Annotated in this window: 19 protein-coding genes; 2 read left to right on the forward strand and 17 right to left on the reverse strand. The window is 46.6% G+C overall.

What is annotated here, in order from left to right; all coding sequences use genetic code 11:
• The 5 genes from HYW15_00005 to HYW15_00025 form a co-directional block, all read right to left on the reverse strand.
• A partial coding sequence (locus HYW15_00005; protein QQG42600.1) for a DNA polymerase III occupies positions 1–306 on the reverse strand: 306 nt, incomplete at its 3' end.
• A gap of 274 nt (positions 307–580) precedes the next feature.
• Positions 581–1,237 carry an MFS transporter gene (locus tag HYW15_00010; protein ID QQG42601.1) on the reverse strand — a complete coding sequence of 219 codons (657 nt, stop codon included), beginning with the start codon at positions 1,235–1,237 and terminating at the stop codon, positions 581–583.
• Between the two features lie 2 nt (positions 1,238–1,239).
• Positions 1,240–1,881: a uracil-DNA glycosylase gene (locus tag HYW15_00015; protein QQG42602.1), complete on the reverse strand. Its 642-nt coding sequence runs from the start codon at positions 1,879–1,881 to the stop codon at positions 1,240–1,242.
• A gap of 187 nt (positions 1,882–2,068) precedes the next feature.
• Positions 2,069–2,629 (reverse strand): hypothetical protein, encoded by a 561-nt coding sequence (locus HYW15_00020; GenBank protein ID QQG42603.1) that lies wholly within the window; start codon positions 2,627–2,629, stop codon positions 2,069–2,071.
• 69 nt (positions 2,630–2,698) lie between these two features.
• Entirely contained in the window at positions 2,699–3,310 is a 612-nt protein-coding gene (locus tag HYW15_00025) for a VTT domain-containing protein (GenBank protein QQG42604.1), read from the reverse strand.
• 35 nt (positions 3,311–3,345) lie between these two features.
• Between HYW15_00025 and HYW15_00030 the strand changes: the two genes are divergently transcribed.
• Positions 3,346–3,900: a hypothetical protein gene (locus HYW15_00030; protein ID QQG42605.1), complete on the forward strand. Its 555-nt coding sequence runs from the start codon at positions 3,346–3,348 to the stop codon at positions 3,898–3,900.
• The gene (locus tag HYW15_00035) at positions 3,897–6,500 is read left to right on the forward strand and encodes an HAD-IC family P-type ATPase (protein QQG42606.1); all 2,604 of its coding nucleotides are present in this window, start codon (positions 3,897–3,899) and stop codon (positions 6,498–6,500) included. The genes HYW15_00030 and HYW15_00035 overlap by 4 nt, the downstream gene beginning before the upstream one ends.
• Here HYW15_00035 and HYW15_00040 read toward each other — a convergent pair.
• The 12 genes from HYW15_00040 to HYW15_00095 form a co-directional block, all read right to left on the reverse strand.
• A complete protein-coding gene (locus HYW15_00040; GenBank protein QQG42607.1) occupies positions 6,495–7,637 on the reverse strand; it encodes a hypothetical protein in 1,143 nt (380 codons plus the stop codon). The two genes, HYW15_00035 and HYW15_00040, sit on opposite strands and share 6 nt — an antisense overlap.
• A gap of 15 nt (positions 7,638–7,652) precedes the next feature.
• On the reverse strand, positions 7,653–8,105 hold the full coding sequence (locus tag HYW15_00045; GenBank protein QQG42608.1) for an MgtC/SapB family protein: 453 nt from the start codon (positions 8,103–8,105) through the stop codon (positions 7,653–7,655).
• Positions 8,098–8,670 (reverse strand): hypothetical protein, encoded by a 573-nt coding sequence (locus tag HYW15_00050; GenBank protein ID QQG42609.1) that lies wholly within the window; start codon positions 8,668–8,670, stop codon positions 8,098–8,100. The genes HYW15_00045 and HYW15_00050 overlap by 8 nt, the downstream gene beginning before the upstream one ends.
• Positions 8,671–8,773: 103 nt before the next feature.
• On the reverse strand, positions 8,774–9,445 hold the full coding sequence (locus HYW15_00055; GenBank protein QQG42610.1) for a hypothetical protein: 672 nt from the start codon (positions 9,443–9,445) through the stop codon (positions 8,774–8,776).
• 267 nt (positions 9,446–9,712) lie between these two features.
• Positions 9,713–10,747 carry a class I SAM-dependent methyltransferase gene (locus HYW15_00060; protein ID QQG42611.1) on the reverse strand — a complete coding sequence of 345 codons (1,035 nt, stop codon included), beginning with the start codon at positions 10,745–10,747 and terminating at the stop codon, positions 9,713–9,715.
• A 55-nt stretch (positions 10,748–10,802) separates the two neighbouring features.
• A complete protein-coding gene (locus HYW15_00065) occupies positions 10,803–12,122 on the reverse strand; it encodes an MBL fold metallo-hydrolase (protein ID QQG42612.1) in 1,320 nt (439 codons plus the stop codon).
• On the reverse strand, positions 12,119–12,502 hold the full coding sequence (locus HYW15_00070) for a hypothetical protein (protein QQG42613.1): 384 nt from the start codon (positions 12,500–12,502) through the stop codon (positions 12,119–12,121). Before HYW15_00070 ends, HYW15_00065 begins: the two co-directional genes overlap by 4 nt.
• Positions 12,502–13,092 (reverse strand): nucleoside-diphosphate kinase, encoded by a 591-nt coding sequence (locus HYW15_00075; protein ID QQG42614.1) that lies wholly within the window; start codon positions 13,090–13,092, stop codon positions 12,502–12,504. Before HYW15_00075 ends, HYW15_00070 begins: the two co-directional genes overlap by 1 nt.
• A 129-nt stretch (positions 13,093–13,221) precedes the next feature.
• Positions 13,222–13,791 carry a hypothetical protein gene (locus HYW15_00080; protein QQG42615.1) on the reverse strand — a complete coding sequence of 190 codons (570 nt, stop codon included), beginning with the start codon at positions 13,789–13,791 and terminating at the stop codon, positions 13,222–13,224.
• Between the two features lie 50 nt (positions 13,792–13,841).
• Positions 13,842–14,717 carry an MBL fold metallo-hydrolase gene (locus HYW15_00085; protein QQG42616.1) on the reverse strand — a complete coding sequence of 292 codons (876 nt, stop codon included), beginning with the start codon at positions 14,715–14,717 and terminating at the stop codon, positions 13,842–13,844.
• Positions 14,714–16,117: a ComEC/Rec2 family competence protein gene (locus HYW15_00090; GenBank protein ID QQG42617.1), complete on the reverse strand. Its 1,404-nt coding sequence runs from the start codon at positions 16,115–16,117 to the stop codon at positions 14,714–14,716. Before HYW15_00090 ends, HYW15_00085 begins: the two co-directional genes overlap by 4 nt.
• Entirely contained in the window at positions 16,108–16,554 is a 447-nt protein-coding gene (locus HYW15_00095; GenBank protein QQG42618.1) for a ribonuclease HI family protein, read from the reverse strand. Before HYW15_00095 ends, HYW15_00090 begins: the two co-directional genes overlap by 10 nt.
• Between the last annotated feature and the right edge of the window lies 1 nt (position 16,555).

Raw genomic sequence — 16,555 nt, forward strand, 5'->3', positions numbered from 1 at the left:
CCCTACGCCCTCAACCGCCGTAAGTTCCGAAATATTCACCGGAATTTTCTTCTTTAGTTTTTCGTATTCGGCAAATTTACTCCCGCGAAGAAGCGTTTCTATATGGTAAGCGATGCCCTTGCCCACTCCGGGTATATTAAGCAAGGCGCCTGCGCCGCCTTCTTTATAAATCTCCCTTATTTCCCTGTCCAGCGCTTCAACGCCAAGCGCGGCTTTCTCATACGCCTGCGGCTTGAAGAGAACTCCCTCCATCTCATAGAGTTCAGCCATCTCATACAAAATTTTGGCGATTTCCTGATTGGCCATTAAGAATATTTTAGCACCAATAAATCTTATCCACAGCCCCGGCTTGCGCATCCCTTAATGTTTTGGGATAATGAAAGCAGGTAACAATTTGCCCGTTTATCGAGCTGGCGCAAGCAAAGCGTGCCAAAACAATGTTTGCCGTCTGGCAACATCATTAAGCTCAACCGAGCATATCCCGCGCTCTTCGCTCGCGCTAATATTTAGTTCCCTACCATCAACAATATTTCCTCTTTTACCCCCGTGTCCTCGCACCGGGGGACAGTTTTTTATATTATTAATGTTTTGTTGCCGGATTTTTAGGAATCGGCGTAAAGGGCGGAAGGGCGGCCGGCCGAGCGCCGTCAAGCAAAGGGTAAAGACGAATCAAAACAAAAAACACGACGAAGTTTATAGCTCCGGCCAAGATAAAAAGCAATCTAAATCCGAAAATATCCGCGAGCACTCCTCCTATCGCAGCTCCTATTGCGCTGGAAATAGTGAGCCCTCCCACACTAAACAAACTCCACTCAAAGCCCTCCGCTCCTTTGTCCACATGGCGCGCAAACAAGGAATAATAAGACGCCATAAGCGCCGCGGAGCTAAAACCCGCCAATATTTCCAGTGTGTAAAGATGCCAAATTTGCGATATAAAAATGAGGGCAAAAGGATACAATACCTCAATTAGCGCTCCGGCCATGAGGATATAAAAATCATCTCTTTCGCCTTTTTTAGTATCCAAAACTTTCGCTAACGGAATCTGTAAAACTGACTTTGCGATAGCGTAAAGCGCCAAAGCAAAACCGACCGTTTTTAAAGTCGCGCCTTCAATAAAACCCGTGATAAAAATAGCAAAAAGCGGCCCGAAGAGCCCCGCGGCCACGTTAATGGCAAAAAGATAAACCAGCAAAATCTGCACAGCTCGGTTTACGGTGATGTTTATGTGAATGCGCATAATTAGAATAAAGAGGTTTGTTTGGTCGCCTCTCTTTTCTCTTCTATCTTAACACCTTCATCATTTTTTAATAACTCCGGCAATTTTTTAAAATCCGCTTCCAAATCTTTTAAAACCTGCGTTGAACGTAGTGCGGCGGCGGGGTGGTAAAGAGAAACAATAATCCGTCCGTCAATTTTCTGAACCTTGCCGTGGTCTCTGGAAATTTTCGCCTCCGGCAAAAAGTAGGCCATTGCAAACCTCCCGAGCGCGACTATCATTTTTGGATTTATTATTTCTATCTGCTTCGTAAGATACGGCTTATACGCTTCAATCTCCTTCGGCAGTGGGTCTCTATTTTCCGGCGGACGCCTTTTTAAAATGTTGGTGATATACACCCCCACACCAAAATTTTTTGTGTGGGGGTAAACGGCTTCTCGCGGCCAGCCAATACTAGCAAGTAGTTTGTCAAGCAATTTCCCCGCCTGCCCAACGAAAGGCCTTACCAACCTGTCCTCATGAAACCCCGGCCCCTCGCCGATAAACATTACCTCCGCGTCCGGGCTCCCCTCCCCAAAAACCAAATTCGCCGTCCCATAAAGCGGCAGTGATTTATCCGCCTCCATTTCTTTTTTTAGATTCTCTAATGCTTCGTTTTTATCCATAGTCCCAATTTATTTTACATTTCTTTTGAGATTCGGCGATGCATTAATGATCAAAATATTTATCATGGATAGCATAAGGGTATCACTGTGCTCAAAAAATTTCAAACTAAACACTCAAGGCCGAACGGTTAATGATGTTTAGTCACATAATTAGTCGCATAAACAAACCAGAAATTTACGGAGTGCATTATGAAATATTTAGAGTACCAGCACGCCCAATACTAACGATGTGCACAAACCCCCTTAAACCCAGAGCTTCCAATGCCTCAAAAAAAACTTGCGGCATGGGACGTCGCCCCAACCAAACGCTTTTCTGCAACATTTCATAACCGTAACTCGCAAGTTCGATTCTTAACCAAAGCCGTTTTTTGCGATCGCGTTCCGGAATATCAAAGATAATCAAGCGGATAACTCCGTCCTCCGGTGGCAAAACGGGTCTAGGGTTATAATTTACTTTGTGAATAAATTTCTTACCTAAATCCGTGATGTGCCATCCTTTTGTGTTTTTTGCTACTAACTTCTGTCTCTGCAATCTCTGAAGAGTTGAATGAAAAGTCTGCTTAGAAAATCCGTGCGATTTGTCCAATCCTAAAATCTCCCTCCACACTCTCGCTTCCGGATACTTGGCAGGAAAAAATGCGTCAACGGTGCCGTATCCGATTTCTCCCAACTTCTTCAAAATCAAAGTGGCGATACTAGGCCTCCTAATTAAAGGTTCGCTTTTTGGTTTTACCTTGTGGCGCTTCATAAACCTATACTATACACTCAAGACCGGTCGGTCAATATTGTTTAGTCTCTATAACCATCAATTTTATTTTTATTTCTGTGCGTAATTTCTATTTCTTAAAATATGAATCAGTGTTGGCAGGATGGAAACAACAATTATTACCAAAATTATCGGGATAAGATATTTATCCACGCCCGGAATAGTGGCGCCCAAAAAATAACCGAGCCAAGTTATGCCCAAGGCCCAAAGCGCGGCGCCCAAAATGTTATAAAAAAAGAATGTCGGATAATGCATCCTGCCGACCCCAGCCAAAATCGGCGCGAAGGTGCGGACAATCGGCAAAAAACGGGCGAGCACTAAAGTTTTCGCTCCATGCCGCTCGTAAAAAATTCTCGCGCGCTCCAGATGGTCTCTATGAAAAAGCCATGAATCTTCGCAGCTGAAAATCGCCGGCCCGACTTTTTTGCCGAAAGAATAGCCGAAGTTATCCCCCAAAATCGCCGCAAGAAACATAAGCAGGGCAAGCGGCCAGACGTTCAAAAATCCCTGCGAGGCCAAAAACCCGGCGGTAAAAAGAAGCGAGTCCCCCGGCAGAAAAAAACCTATAAATAACCCGGACTCCGCGAACACGATTACAAAAAGCCCCGCGTATCCCGCAGTTTTTATGAGCGAAACCAAATCCCAGCCGGCTAGAAATTCCATAAGTTTTAGCTTAACATAAATATAAAGAAGGTTATATGAACCATAACCAACACGATTTAGTGCAAGACTTGGCGATTATGGCGTTGAGCGTGCTTATCGCCGTCATTTTGGCGACAACCGATATTCTTGCAAAAATACTCGCCTCTGCCCAAGAATTGAAACTTCTTGGCAGTTTTATCGCCGGAATGTTTTTTACATCGGTTTTTACAGTCGCCCCTGCCGTAGTCGCGCTCGGCAAAATCGCCCAAGCCAATTCCGCGCTACAAGTTGCCATTTTTGGAGCGGCGGGAGCGGTGGTGGGCGACTTAATAATTTTCCGCTTCGTCAGGGACCGGCTTTCCGGGCACCTCGCGGAGCTGATGCGGAATCGCGGCGTCTGGAAAAGAATCTCGGCGCTTTTTAAGCTCAAATCCTTCCGATGGGTCGCTTTTTTTGTCGGGGGGCTGATTATCGCCTCCCCTCTCCCTGACGAGGCAGGGGTGAGTTTAATGGGACTTTCAAAAATAAAAACTTCGTGGTTCATCCCGCTTTCGTTCGCGTTTAATTTCGCGGGCATTTTGCTCATAGCCGCGGCCGCCAAAGCTCTATGAAACCCTTAAACAAAGAAGTTGAACGGATGTCTTTTTGGGCGCTTGCGGCGGAGGAAGCCGCAAGCATTCTGCAAACAGATTTGCAAAACGGCCTCTCCGAAAAGGAAATTAAAAATCGCGTCCAAATATTCGGGCCGAACGTGATTGAAAAACCGCGCCGCGCCGCAGGCCTCGCCATTTTTTTAAACCAATTTAAAAGCCCTTTGATTTTAATTCTTTGTTTCGCCGGCCTGACGACGCTTTTTATAGCCCATTACCGCGACGCGATTTTTATTTTGGCGGCGGTAGCCGTAAACGCGATTTTAGGATTTTATCAGGAATATAAAGCTGAAAAAGCACTCGCGGAACTTAAAACTTATCTCAAAGAGCGCTCGCGGGTTGTGCGCAGCGGGGTGGAACGCGAAATTGACGCGGGAAATCTCGTGCCCGGCGACATCATCCGCCTTGCCCAAGGCGACCGCGTTCCGGCGGACGGGAGGATTGCTTCCGCGAACGACTTGCAAGCGGACGAAGCAATTCTTACCGGCGAATCGTTGCCGGTAATAAAATCTGCCGACCCGGCGGGGCGGGGCGCAATCCTCCCGGACCAGAATTCAATGGTGTTTGCCGGAACGCTTATCACTCAAGGGGCCGGCACCGCGATAGTATGCCGCACGGATTTTTTTACGGAACTCGGAAAAATCGCCTCGCTCGTAACTGAATCGCGGAGCGAAGAAACTCCCCTGCAGACAGCTATCAGGCGTTTCAGCGTGCGCGCCAGTATTTTACTTGGGGCGCTTACGCTCCTGATTTTCGGAGCGGGCATAGCGTTGGGACATTCGCCGCTGGAGATGTTTTTGATATCGGTTGCCATTGCCGTCTCGGCGGTGCCCGAGGGCTTGCCCGTTGCCCTTACCGTGATTCTGGCGATAGGGGTGGAACGCATGGCCAAGAAAAAAGGCGTCATCAGAAAATTGGTCGCCGCGGAAGCGCTGGGGAGCACAACAGTCATACTCACGGATAAAACGGGGACGCTGACCATGGCAAAAATGGAACTTAGCAAAATACTGCCTGCTGCAGGAGAAGAGAAAAAACGACTGCTTGAACTGGCAATTCTCAACACCAACGTGCTCATTGAAAATCCGAACGACTCCGTTTCGGAATGGCGGGTGAGCGGCAAGATAATGGAAACGGCTCTGGTGCAGCACGCGGCTCTGCGCGGAGTAACGATGAGCGAAATAAAAAATAAAATGCAGATTTTGGGTTCTATGCCGTTTAACGCCGTAAATAAATTCTCCGCCGCGCTGGTGCATGAACGCGGAAAGCATTTCTTGGTCTTTTTGGGCGCGCCGGATATTCTCATCAGCCACTCCGCTTTGGGCGCGGGGGAGCAAAAAGAGGCCCTGGAACGGGTAAACAGATTGGCCGCCTCCGGTGAGCATGTTTTGGGAGTGGCTCTTAAAAAAATTGGCGCGGAAAAAGATTTTGACTTTTCAAAAGATTTAAAATTAACCCGTCTTTCTTTCACGGGACTGATTACTTTCTCCGACCCAGTGCGGCCCGGCGCCAAAGAAACAATCCGCCGTATTGAGCGCGCCGGGATAAAAACAATTATCGTTAGCGGCGACCATCAGGGCACGGCGGAGGCGGTGGCAAAAGAAGTGGGCATGCAGATTGATAAAGAAAACGTTCTGGACGCGAGCGAACTGGCGTCTTTGTCCGACGCCGATTTAAAAGCGCGCCTGCCAAAGCTTCGCGTCATCTCGCGGGTATCGCCCACCGACAAAGTCAGAATCTTAAAAGCATTTCAAGAAGCGGGCGAAGTGGTGGCCATGACCGGAGACGGCGTAAACGACGCGCCATCAATAAAACAGGCGGATATAGGCATCGCCATGGGTTCAGGGACGGAAGTGGCGCGAGACGTGGCCGATTTGGTGCTCTTGGACAATAATTTAGAAACGATTGCCGCGGCGGTGGCGGAAGGACGCCAAATTATGAATAACATCCGCAAAGTTATTGTATATCTTCTCTCCAGCGCGGCCGATGAGCTGTTTCTCATAGGCGGAGCGCTGGTTCTGGGCATCGCGCTTCCGCTCAACGCCCTTCAGATTCTCTGGGTTAATTTTTTTTCAGACAGCTTTCCGGCGATCGCCTTCGCCTTTGAAAAGGATATTGACGGGCTTGAGGTTCGCGCGCGGAGCGCCAAAGCCGGCATTTTTGACCCGCTGATGAAATTTTTAATCCTCTTCATCGGCATTGTCACAAGCGCCTTTTTGTTCGCGCTTTACTGGATACTGCTCCGGGCCGGGTTCCCTGAAGAGCTTGTAAAAACATTTATCTTCGCAAGTTTCGGAAGCTACAGTCTATTTTTGGCGTTTTCCGTAAGAAGCCTGGAGAAAAACATTGTTGCTTATCCGCCGCTGTCCAATAGTTATTTGGTCGCCGGCGTTTCCATCGGCATTGCGCTGATGCTGGCGGCAATTTATATCGCGCCGCTGCAGCGGCTCTTTGGCACGGTTGCTCTGCCGCCGCTCTGGCTCTTGGGAGTTTTTCTCATCGGCGCGCTGAATATCGCTGCTGTTGAGTTTGGGAAATGGCTTTTCCGGCCGAAAGGACTATAGCACCTGGTAGAAAATTTCGTAGAGAATGCTGGCGGCGAATATCAAAAAGAGCGCGGTTTTCTGGAGCGCCCCGAACGGCAAAAATCTTTCCTCCGCGATGCCGAGTTTTCTCATTTTGTGCAGAATGAAAATAATGAAAAAACTGTCCAAGGCGATAAAAATACCGCCAACAATAGAAATTATTTTTACAAAATCAGTCAGCCCAAAAAGAAAAAAGGCCGCGGGAACTACCACGCTTAAAATCCAAGCGTTGATTTTAGAAATCCCCACATCCAGACGATAAATTTGTTTAAGATCGTATGCTAAAACCAAAAAAGAAGTGAATACCGCTAAAAATCCGACAATCGCCCCCAAAAGCACCGCGGAGCGCCCCAAAACCCCCTCAAGAGAAGAAATCGCGTCCTCCGAGACTAATCCATCTACGGCCATAAGCGCGGCGACAATAAAGATCGCGTATAAAATGAGCGGAATAATCGTGCCCAAAATAATTACTTTTTTTAACGGTTTTTTCCCTTCGACATTTCTGAATATGAAAATATCATAAGCATCCGGTATCACCGAGAGTCCAGTGAGCGCGAAAACAAAAACGCCGAAAACAAAAAACGGGTCTCCGCCATAAATAGGAATATTAGCGACGCCTCCCTTCCCAAAAGCCAAAAAGGAAATAAAAAGAATCGCCAAAATCATAGGCATAGTTAAAATAAAATTTAAAAAACCTATCCCCTCAATATTTTCAAAAAGCAAAATCAGGGCGGAGGCCGTCAAAAAAAATAAAGTCCACCAAAATGAAGAACCGCCGAAGATTGTAGATAAAAAAATCCCGCCCAAGACCGCGTAAATCAGAAGCGTCGCGTTAAAAAAAATTATCTGCCCTGCTTTATTTAAATTTCCGGCAAACTTGCCAAGATAGGCCCTCACATATCCGGGCAAACGATGCCGCTTCTCCGTATTGACGACTATCTCTCCGTAAGCAAGATGTATAGACATAACCGCAAAGAGCGCGAGGCCGGCGGCGATCAAAGACGCCCAAAGGCCGGAAACGGATACGGCGTAAGGCAACGCGAACATCCCGGAGCCGATTATCATCCCGCCGAAAACCCCTACCGCCTCCCAATATGGAGATTTTAAAAATTTCATCCTGTCATTAGTTTATCATTCATTGCCGTGGATAGTGCTTTCCAAAAAACGGAGCGCCCAAAGGACGAGAAGAACCAAAATCGCCGCGTAAACTGCAATCGCCGAAAAGCCGAACCCTGCCGCCATGCCTATGGCGGCGGTCGCCCAGAGCCCGGCCGCCGTGGTAAGCCCCTCCATATGCCCGCCGCGCATAAAAATGAGCCCTGCGCCGATGAAGCCGATACCCACCACAACATTGGCGGCAATTCGCGCCGGGTCAAAAGAAGTGCCCGCGACACTGGCGGAGGAAAGTATCGTAAAAAGCGCCGCCCCCAAAGCGACAAGCGTGTAAGTCCGCAGCCCCGCCGGCTTTCTCCGGTGCTCTCTTTCAAAACCGATTATCATCCCCAAAACCGCGGCCAGCGTCAGCTGTTTTATCATCCAAACGGTTTCCGGAGTCAAAAAATCGCCGTACATAGTTTTAAACATTAATTGTTTTTCCTTTTTTTACGAGCTCCAAAACTTTCTCAACCAGGCGCTTCGGGTCCGGGTCGTAAACAATGTTCCCCGGTCCGCGTTCGGATTTGGCGATGATGTCCTTGATAACCTCCGTGGAGCCGCCGGAGCCGTCCAAAACCCCTATGGGCTTGCCGTCTTCCAGCGCGATGGTAAATTCGTTAATCGTCCCCCATCTGCCGCAGCCGACAATCACCGCGTCAGCCGTGCGCGTGAGCAAAAGATTTCTTCCCGAATATCCGAATCCGGTGTAGACGATGATATCCATATAATCCACAGGCAGCTGATAGGCCTCAATATGTTCCTTTTCGGATGAGGCCGGGGAAAGGCCTATTGTAAATCCGCCGGCTTCTTTGGCGCCAATCGCCGCCCACATCGGGAAGCCGGTTGTGGCGCCATTAACCAAAACCGCGCCGGACTTTGCTATTTCCTGCCCCAAAATTTTGGCTTTCTCCAAAGTATCCGGCGAGCAATGGCCAGTCTCGGCCGCCCCCGACACGCAGATTTTGTATTTAAGATGGATATGCTTTCCGTCCATTGTTTAATTGTAGCAAAAAAATTAAAAAAAATAAAAAGAGACGCCGGATGTTCAGAGCGAACACCCGGCGTTACGGAAAGGGACAAAGAGCCAGAGGGACAAATCAGTTGCGGAAAGAAGCACGGTTCTCGACGTTCCAGCGATCGGCGTGGGCGAACTCGAGGATGCCCACACGCCAGCCATCCGAGTGCCGAAAGGCGAACACCGCGAAGACGTTACCGCCAACCTCTATAAAAAAGATGCTTGCGTAGCCGTCGGTGCGGAGCTTCAGAGGATTTTTCCCCTTCTCGCAGTTGCGAATAAGCTCGTCAATCTGCTTTGGGCTCCAGCACCTTCCTTTCTCGATGAGAGCTCTCTTGAGTTCATTGACGGAGTTGCAGGGGGCCCCGAGATTCGCCGCGGTCATCTCTTGGAACGTCGGTTCCTTGGCGAGTTCAAGTGTCGAGGCGGTTCCCGCGCCTACGGCCGGAACGGTTTCCGGCAGCCAGCGGTCAAAATCCGAGTCGCGGTAGGCGAAGACGCCGTCGCCGATTTTGAAGCAATCCACTGTTTTCACGGCGGGTGCTTCGGATATAGATACTCCGGAGGCAATGAGCTTGAGAAGCTGGGGCATCGGTTCTTTATTTTTCTGGATAGGCGCCCAGCAGGGTTCCTGACGGAGGAACTTTTTGAGCTCTTGCTCCCAAATATCGCCTTCATTGCCGAGAAGATTTTTCTCCAGCTGATGACGCAGTCCGATGTTTTTTCGGAGCGCGTTTCTGAGCATGATGTTCATGGTCAGACTCCTTTCTTTTTGTCAATTTGCGCCTTGCATAAATCAAGGGCTTTATGCTCGCCCCTTGGCTTTATTTAGCCCTATTTTAGCTTTCTGCCTCTATTATACTCCTATCCCTAAACTTTGTCAAATGCAAGTTTGAGAGCGATAGCTGTCAAACTTGTAATCAGTAATATCAGTTATTAGTGCTAAATTTCCACACTCTCGCCGTATTTTGGGGCGAAGGCCGGAATGCCTAGATTATCGCGGAGTTTGAGAAATTAGCTTTTACTCTATAGAATTTGGCTCCAACACGAACCTCATTATCAACAAGTTATGGTCATCAAAAAGTTTCCATATGCCGGCGAAAAAATAAAGATATTTGTTATAATTTTTTAATCCAACTAATTCTATGGCCCTGTTTTTATTTTCTGCTAATCGTTCAAACCAGGCTCTCAAAGTGGGACGGTAATCGTGGATTGAATGGTGGACGATCCTAAAACCGGCCTTCTCAAAGATGTTTAAATGATTTTGAAGCGAAGAAAGTTCGGAACCAGGGAAAATACTAAGTCCGCCCGCTAGCGCGTTAGGGCAAGGCACTTCGTCTATTTGACAGAAAAAATGATGAACTATCCTGCCGTTGGGCTTTATGGCTTTCCGCAACTTTTGAGATAAGAGCAACAAATCTTTTTGTCTTACATGCTCCCAGCTTCCGATAGAGAAAATTTTATCAAAAGAGTTTTCCTGGTATTTCGTGGTTATAAAATCCTTAAATTCAACGTGAAAGCCGTATTTTTCGTTAATATATTTTGTTTGTTCCTCGGATAAAGTATAGCCAACCAAGTTTTCTTTATCGCCGGTAACTTCATAAATTTTTTGCAACATACTGCCCCAGCCGCACCCCAAATCTAAAATTTTTTCACCAGGCCTCGGATCAATTAGATTAACTAAATAATTGGCCTTATTTTCTTGGGCATCTTCGAGGCTCTCTGTTGATTTTATAAAGTCAGCGCAACTGTAAAACATATATTTTTTATCAAGGAAGAGTTTATAAAATTCGTTAGAAATATCGTAATGTTTGGATATGCCATAAGAGTGGCTTTTGTACATTAAAGTATGCCGGTAGTAGGAGATGATAAATTTTCTAAACATTTTTGGCGGATAATGATCCTCAACCCATTTTCTAAACACGCCCGGTTTTGTAATTAAATCCCAGGTTTTTTGCGGATCCAGCGGCTTTTTGCCTATAATCAAGAATTTAAACAAAGCAAAGCCCAAACCGAAAACAATCAACTCTGGTAAAAATAAGATAAATTTTTTCATATTGATAGGTATAGTATTATAAAATTATCAGAAAATCAAGTAGGGGGTGTTTTATTTAAATCTCAACACTCTCGCCGTATTTTGGGGCATAGGCCGGAATACCAAGATTGTCACGGATTTTTTGGACGAGAGCCAAAGAGGATTTCGGCTCGCCGTGGACAGCGTAGACCTTTTTAAGCGTGTCGGAGTGGGCGCGGACGAATTCAAAAAGCGCGTCGCGGTCGGCGTGCGCGGAATAGCCGGAAATCACCTCAACGCGGCATCTGACCGGAATTTCCTCGCCGAAAATCTCAACGCTTTTTGCGCCGTCCTCTATGCGCCTGCCCAGAGAGCCGGGCGCCTGGTAGCTTACAATGAGAAGGGTGCTTCTTTCGTCGGGCAAATATCTCCGCTCATGATGCAAAATCCTCCCACCGGTCGACATCCCCGAACCGGCGATAATAATTTTAGGCGGCGGGACGCCGTTTATTTTTTTGGATTCTTCGGTGGTCAGGGAAAAATTGACGCCGGGAAACTTAAAAAATGGAATCTTCAAATATTTTTCGTAAATTGACGTCGCCTTGATTGAAAGAGGGCTGTCCAGATAAACTGGAATTTTAGGGATTTGTTTTTCTCCCATCATTTTGGATATCACCGATAAAAGCTCCTGCGTCCTCTCCAAAGCGAAAGCGGGAATCATTAAAACTCCTCCCTGTTTTACAGTCCGCTCAATCACCCGTTCCAGCATCAAAACCCTCTCTGCGCTTTCGTGGGCGCGGTCGCCGTAGGTTGATTCCATAATCAAACAAGTCGGTTTTTTGACCACCTCCGCAGACCTTTGCAAAATGCTTTCAGCGTTGCCGATGTCTCCACTGAATAAAATCCGCTCGCCGCCGGAGTCAAAAACGGCCATGGCCGAACCTAATATGTGCCCGGCGTCGTAAAGAGCCGCGGAAAAGCCGCCTATTTTTATCTCCTCGTGCGTTTCTTTTGCTTCCCACAAAGACGCCGCCTTATCCACGTCGGCTTCGGAATACAACGGCCCCTCGCCCTCGCGCCTCGCCTCTTTCTCCAAAACGCCGACGCTGTCTTTTAACATAAGTTCCGCCAGCTCTTTGGTCGCGTGGCTGGAAAAAATCTTTCCGCGAAAGCCGTCTTTTATGAGTTTCGGAATCCTACCGGTGTGGTCAATGTGCGCATGGGTCACAAAAAGCGCATCTATGCTTTCCGGGCCGAACGGAAATGGCTCGCGGCTCCGAATATCGCAGAATTTCGGACACTGAAACAGCCCGCAATCCACCAAAATTTTTGTCCGCCGGCCAGCGGATTCCGATTCAAGCAAAAAACAGCTTCCGGTAACCTCCTGTGCCGCGCCGTAAAAAGAAAGCCGGGTCATATTATAAGGAAAAGGCCAACAGCCCCGCCCAATAAGTCAAAGAATAAATCTGAAAGCGTGTCTTCATAGCCGAGAAAACCGATATTTACGACGTAGCGGTCTAAAATAAATTCAAAAAACTCCCAGAAAACTCCGGCAAATGCGACCGCACCCAAGACGGCTGCAGCAAATAAAAACCTTGGGGGAGAAAATGGCGGACCAAAACGTTTCGCGCACCAATTAAAAACAAGCGACACCCAAACTCCTCCCAAAAAATGGTGCGCCATATCCAGCCACCAAAAGAGATAATAAAGGTTAAACCACAAAGCCAGACCGTGGATTAACAAAAGAAAAACTAAAAATACAAAAATTAAAAGATAGGATTCAAAAAATGGTTTCATCAAAACATCACATTCTCGTCAGCGCGCTTATAATCGTGGATTTCCTCCGGAGCAAACCAATGCTCTATCTCATGCGCCGCCTCTTCTTCGTTTCCGGAAGCGTGCACAATATTTTTAATCGCCCTTTTCTCAACATTTGCAGCTGAGGGAGTATCAATGGAAAAATCGCCTCGGATAGTCCCCGGCAGCGCTTCAACCGGATAAGTATGGCCGACAATTTTCCGTACCACAGTTACAGCGTGCATCCCTTCTATGATGAAAGCGGTTACTGGCCCGGAGGTCAGGTGTTCTGCCAGCCACCCTTTGACCTGTTTGCCGATCGCGACATTTTCGTCCGTCCCGAAATGTTCTTTTACGTCAACATTCTTGGCCTTAAAAAATTCCTTCGTCCGCGCGCCGACATTTGAAAACCAATCTTCATCGGAAGGATAATGTTTATTTACGTGCTCCGCGGAAGGCCAAACCATCTTTAGCGCGATAATTTTAAGCCCCCGCTTTTCAAAGCGCGAAACTATTTCCCCAACGATGCCGCGCATCACCCCTTCTGGCTTTATTAAAACAAAAGTTCTCTCTTCTTGCGGTTTTTGCATATTAAATTGACAATAACAAATCTCCACGCTGCTTTCAAGTTGTTTTTCTTATTATCTTTTTTATCATTAATTACTAAAATTCTATAACGATCGTTTTAAAATTTTAGCAAGCTTGCGCAACAACAATTTTTATACCAATTCCCTAACCGTCCCCGCTTTACCAACTTCTAAAATATGCACACAACCAAGCAAGTGCCTCGTGCGCAAATCTTCCAAAAATCTTTCCGGGATTCTGCTCTTACCTATCCAAACGCTTTTCTGTAACATTTTAAAACGCAAAAACTTTAACGCTTCCCTAATCCAAGCACGTTTCCATTTCTCTTTCTCCGGAATATCAAATAGCACGATTTTCAACTTATCATCGCGGGCAATTTCGTAATCAACCCCACCTCTCTCTTCAAACAATTTAAGCTTATCAAGACCCGCCGCCGTTATTTTCCACAAAATTCCGCTGCTGTTGCTGTTTTTTTCAACCAATCCTTGCCTTTTTAAGTGGTTAAGCAACGAATAAAATTTCTGCTTTTCAATACGTTCTTTTAAATCCTTTTTGGCTGCGAGAGCCCCTGCATATAATGCTCTTCTAGCACTTTTATAAGACCGCTGGTAATTTGGTAAAATTTCATCCAAAATCTCCAAAGTGGCCAATCCTCCACCAGCCAAAACTTTTAAAATTTCTTCTATTTTCTTGGATCTCCGCATTGTGACTATATTACTAAAATTATAATGCGATCGTCAAATAATTTTAGTGACTATTTCCAAACTAAATCGCCATTCCTAATTTCTAAAGTAATCGTTCCGTCTAAATCGGTACGGAAAATTTTAGCGCCGATGGCTTCAAGATTTGATAAAGTTTGCTGATGCGGATGTCCGTAGCGGTTTCTGGCGCCTACGGAAATCACGGCGTATTCGGGTTTTGCGGCGGCCAGGAAAAAATCGTTGCTGGAGGTTTTGGAGCCGTGATGTCCAGTTTTTAAAACATCAACATCACCGATTTTTCCTTCGTCAGCCAAGCGTTTCTCAATATTTTTTTCGGCGTCCGACATAAACAAAATCTTTTTGCCGTTAAAATCCAGCTCGGAAATTAAAGCGGAGTCATGCACGTTTTTTAAAGTTTTTCCCAAAAAAGATTCTTCCGGGTAAATGAACCTCAAAACCGCGTTATTATAAAAATTTAAACCAACGGGGCGCTCAATAATTATTTTCTTAATATTTTTTTCTTTGACCATCTTCTCAAATATTTTCGCTTCTGCTGTATGATAATCCGCTCCGCTTTCTATGAGCATACCGACATCATACTTTTCCAGCACTTCAATGAGTCCCGAGACGTGGTCGGCGTGCGGATGCGTAAGCACAACCACGTCAATATACTTGTCAAAGTATGGCATCCGCTCCCCAAGAAGCGGCAAAATCCTGTTAGGCGGGCCGCCGTCAATTAAAATCTGCGTGCCGTCATAGGATTCAATAAAAATCGAGTCTCCCTGCCCGACGTCAAAAAAGCTGACCATGAGTTCTGGTTTTTCCTGGCTTTGGTAAAACGCCAGCGCGGAAACAAAAAAGAGAGATGCGGAAAGCGCCGAGGAGGCGAAAAATATTTTTTTGCCGTTTGATCTGAAAAAATCTTTCATATGAGCCCGGAGAAAAAATTAACCAAAAAAAGCTGCCAGGAAATCAAAAGATAAGCGGGCGCGGCCAGCGCTTGTCCCAAAGCCCCGGAAATAAAACCGCCCAAAGCGCCCAAAAAACCAAAAAACATAACCGCCGGCACGGCAATTACAACCAGAATGTTCGCCGGAAGAGAAAATACTGAAACCGCATTTCCCCAAGAAATTAAAAGCGGAAGAACAAAAAGCTGGGCCGAGGCGGAAGCGGCGGCCGTTTCGCGGATGCCCCAAAATTTAGGGAAAAGCCAAAACTTTTTTTGGAAAAACCCGGAAAGCAAAATTAGGCCGAGCGTCGCCATAAAAGAAAGCTGAAACCCCCTGTCAAATTTTAAATACATCGGGTTCCACAAAATCATAAAAAGGGCCGCCCAAAGCAAGGAAAGCGCCGGCAATGTTTTCCTGCCCACGCGCAAAGCCAAAAGGCCGATTAAGGCCATAATAGCCGCGCGCACAGCGGCCGGCTCGGCTCCGGTCATTAAAGTAAAGGCCAAAATGCCGAAAATGGAAATAGACCAAGCGAAAGTTTGCGGCAGGAAAAAACTAAAAAACGCCAAAAGCGCGTTGCCGACAATGGTTATATTGTAGCCGGAAAGAACCAAAATATGGATGGTGCTGGTGTTTCTGAACGCGTCAACAATATTTTGAGGTAATACTCCTTCACGGCCCAAAAGCATGCCGTCCGCCAAAGAGGCGTGGGGCTCCGGCAGGATATTTTTTAAACTTTCTTCAAATTTTTCACGAACCCAAACAAGAGCGCCCAAAATAAAGTTTCCGCCGCCGCCTCCGACTTTTTTAATTTCCGGAAAAATCATCTGGGAGTAGATTTGCTGTTTGGCCAGAAATTTGGCTGTGTCAAATCCTGCGTAATTTTCCGGCTCCTCTATTTTTCCCTTAATCTCCAGCTTGTCGCCATACTTGTATTGCGGGTATGGGCGCGAAACAACCAACAATCTGCCCAAATCCGTTTCTAAAATTATTCTGGCGGAATTCGGTTTGGGTTCGCTGGAGACAACCTGTCCGCTCAAAGTTAAAATTTCCCCGTACCGATTATGAAGCTGGTCTTTTGCTATACTATTTTCAAAAATGGAGAAACGCAAAGCGCCGAGGAGAAAAAAGAGCAAGAGCAACCCACACCCCACCCCCTGAAAAGAGAAATACTTTCTCTTTTTTTCCCCCTCTCCTTCACAAGGAGAGGGGGTTAGGGGGTGAGGTATCAATCTTGTGCTAAAAAACAAAGCAATTATAAATCCAATCACCAACCCCAAACCTCCAAATATCCAGCTTTGCGGCACATCAAAAAACGAGCGGACTCCAACTCCCGCCAAAAACGCCGAAAGAAAATAAGGTATGTATTTTATTGCCACAGCTTACCCTGTTCGGAATCAAGCGCCATATTTACCAATCTGTCCGCAGCTTTATTCTGCTCTCTCCGCACATGGCTGAAAGTAACCTTAGCAAAATCCATCTTTAAATTCCACACAAAAATAAACAGCGGAAACAATTTTTCTTCCTCAACTTTGTATTCTCCGTTTAACTGCCTCATCACGAATTCCGAATCCATTTTAAAATTTACCTCCATTTTTTTTGTTTTTTCTTTCCCAAAAAGCGCTTTTATTTTTTTGAGCGCGAAAATCACCGCCGCGTATTCGGCCTCGTTGTTGGTTTTTATGCCGATTTTCTCCCCACATTCTTTAATCACGCGCCCCTTCTCATCCGAAATCACCACTCCCAGCGCCGCCGGCCCCGGATTTCCCCGCGACCCTCCGTCTGTATAAACAATTAGTTTCTCTGATTTAGGCATG

Source organism: Candidatus Giovannonibacteria bacterium, assembly GCA_016432405.1.
GTDB lineage: Bacteria > Patescibacteriota > Minisyncoccia > UBA11713 > 2-01-FULL-45-33 > MFHE01.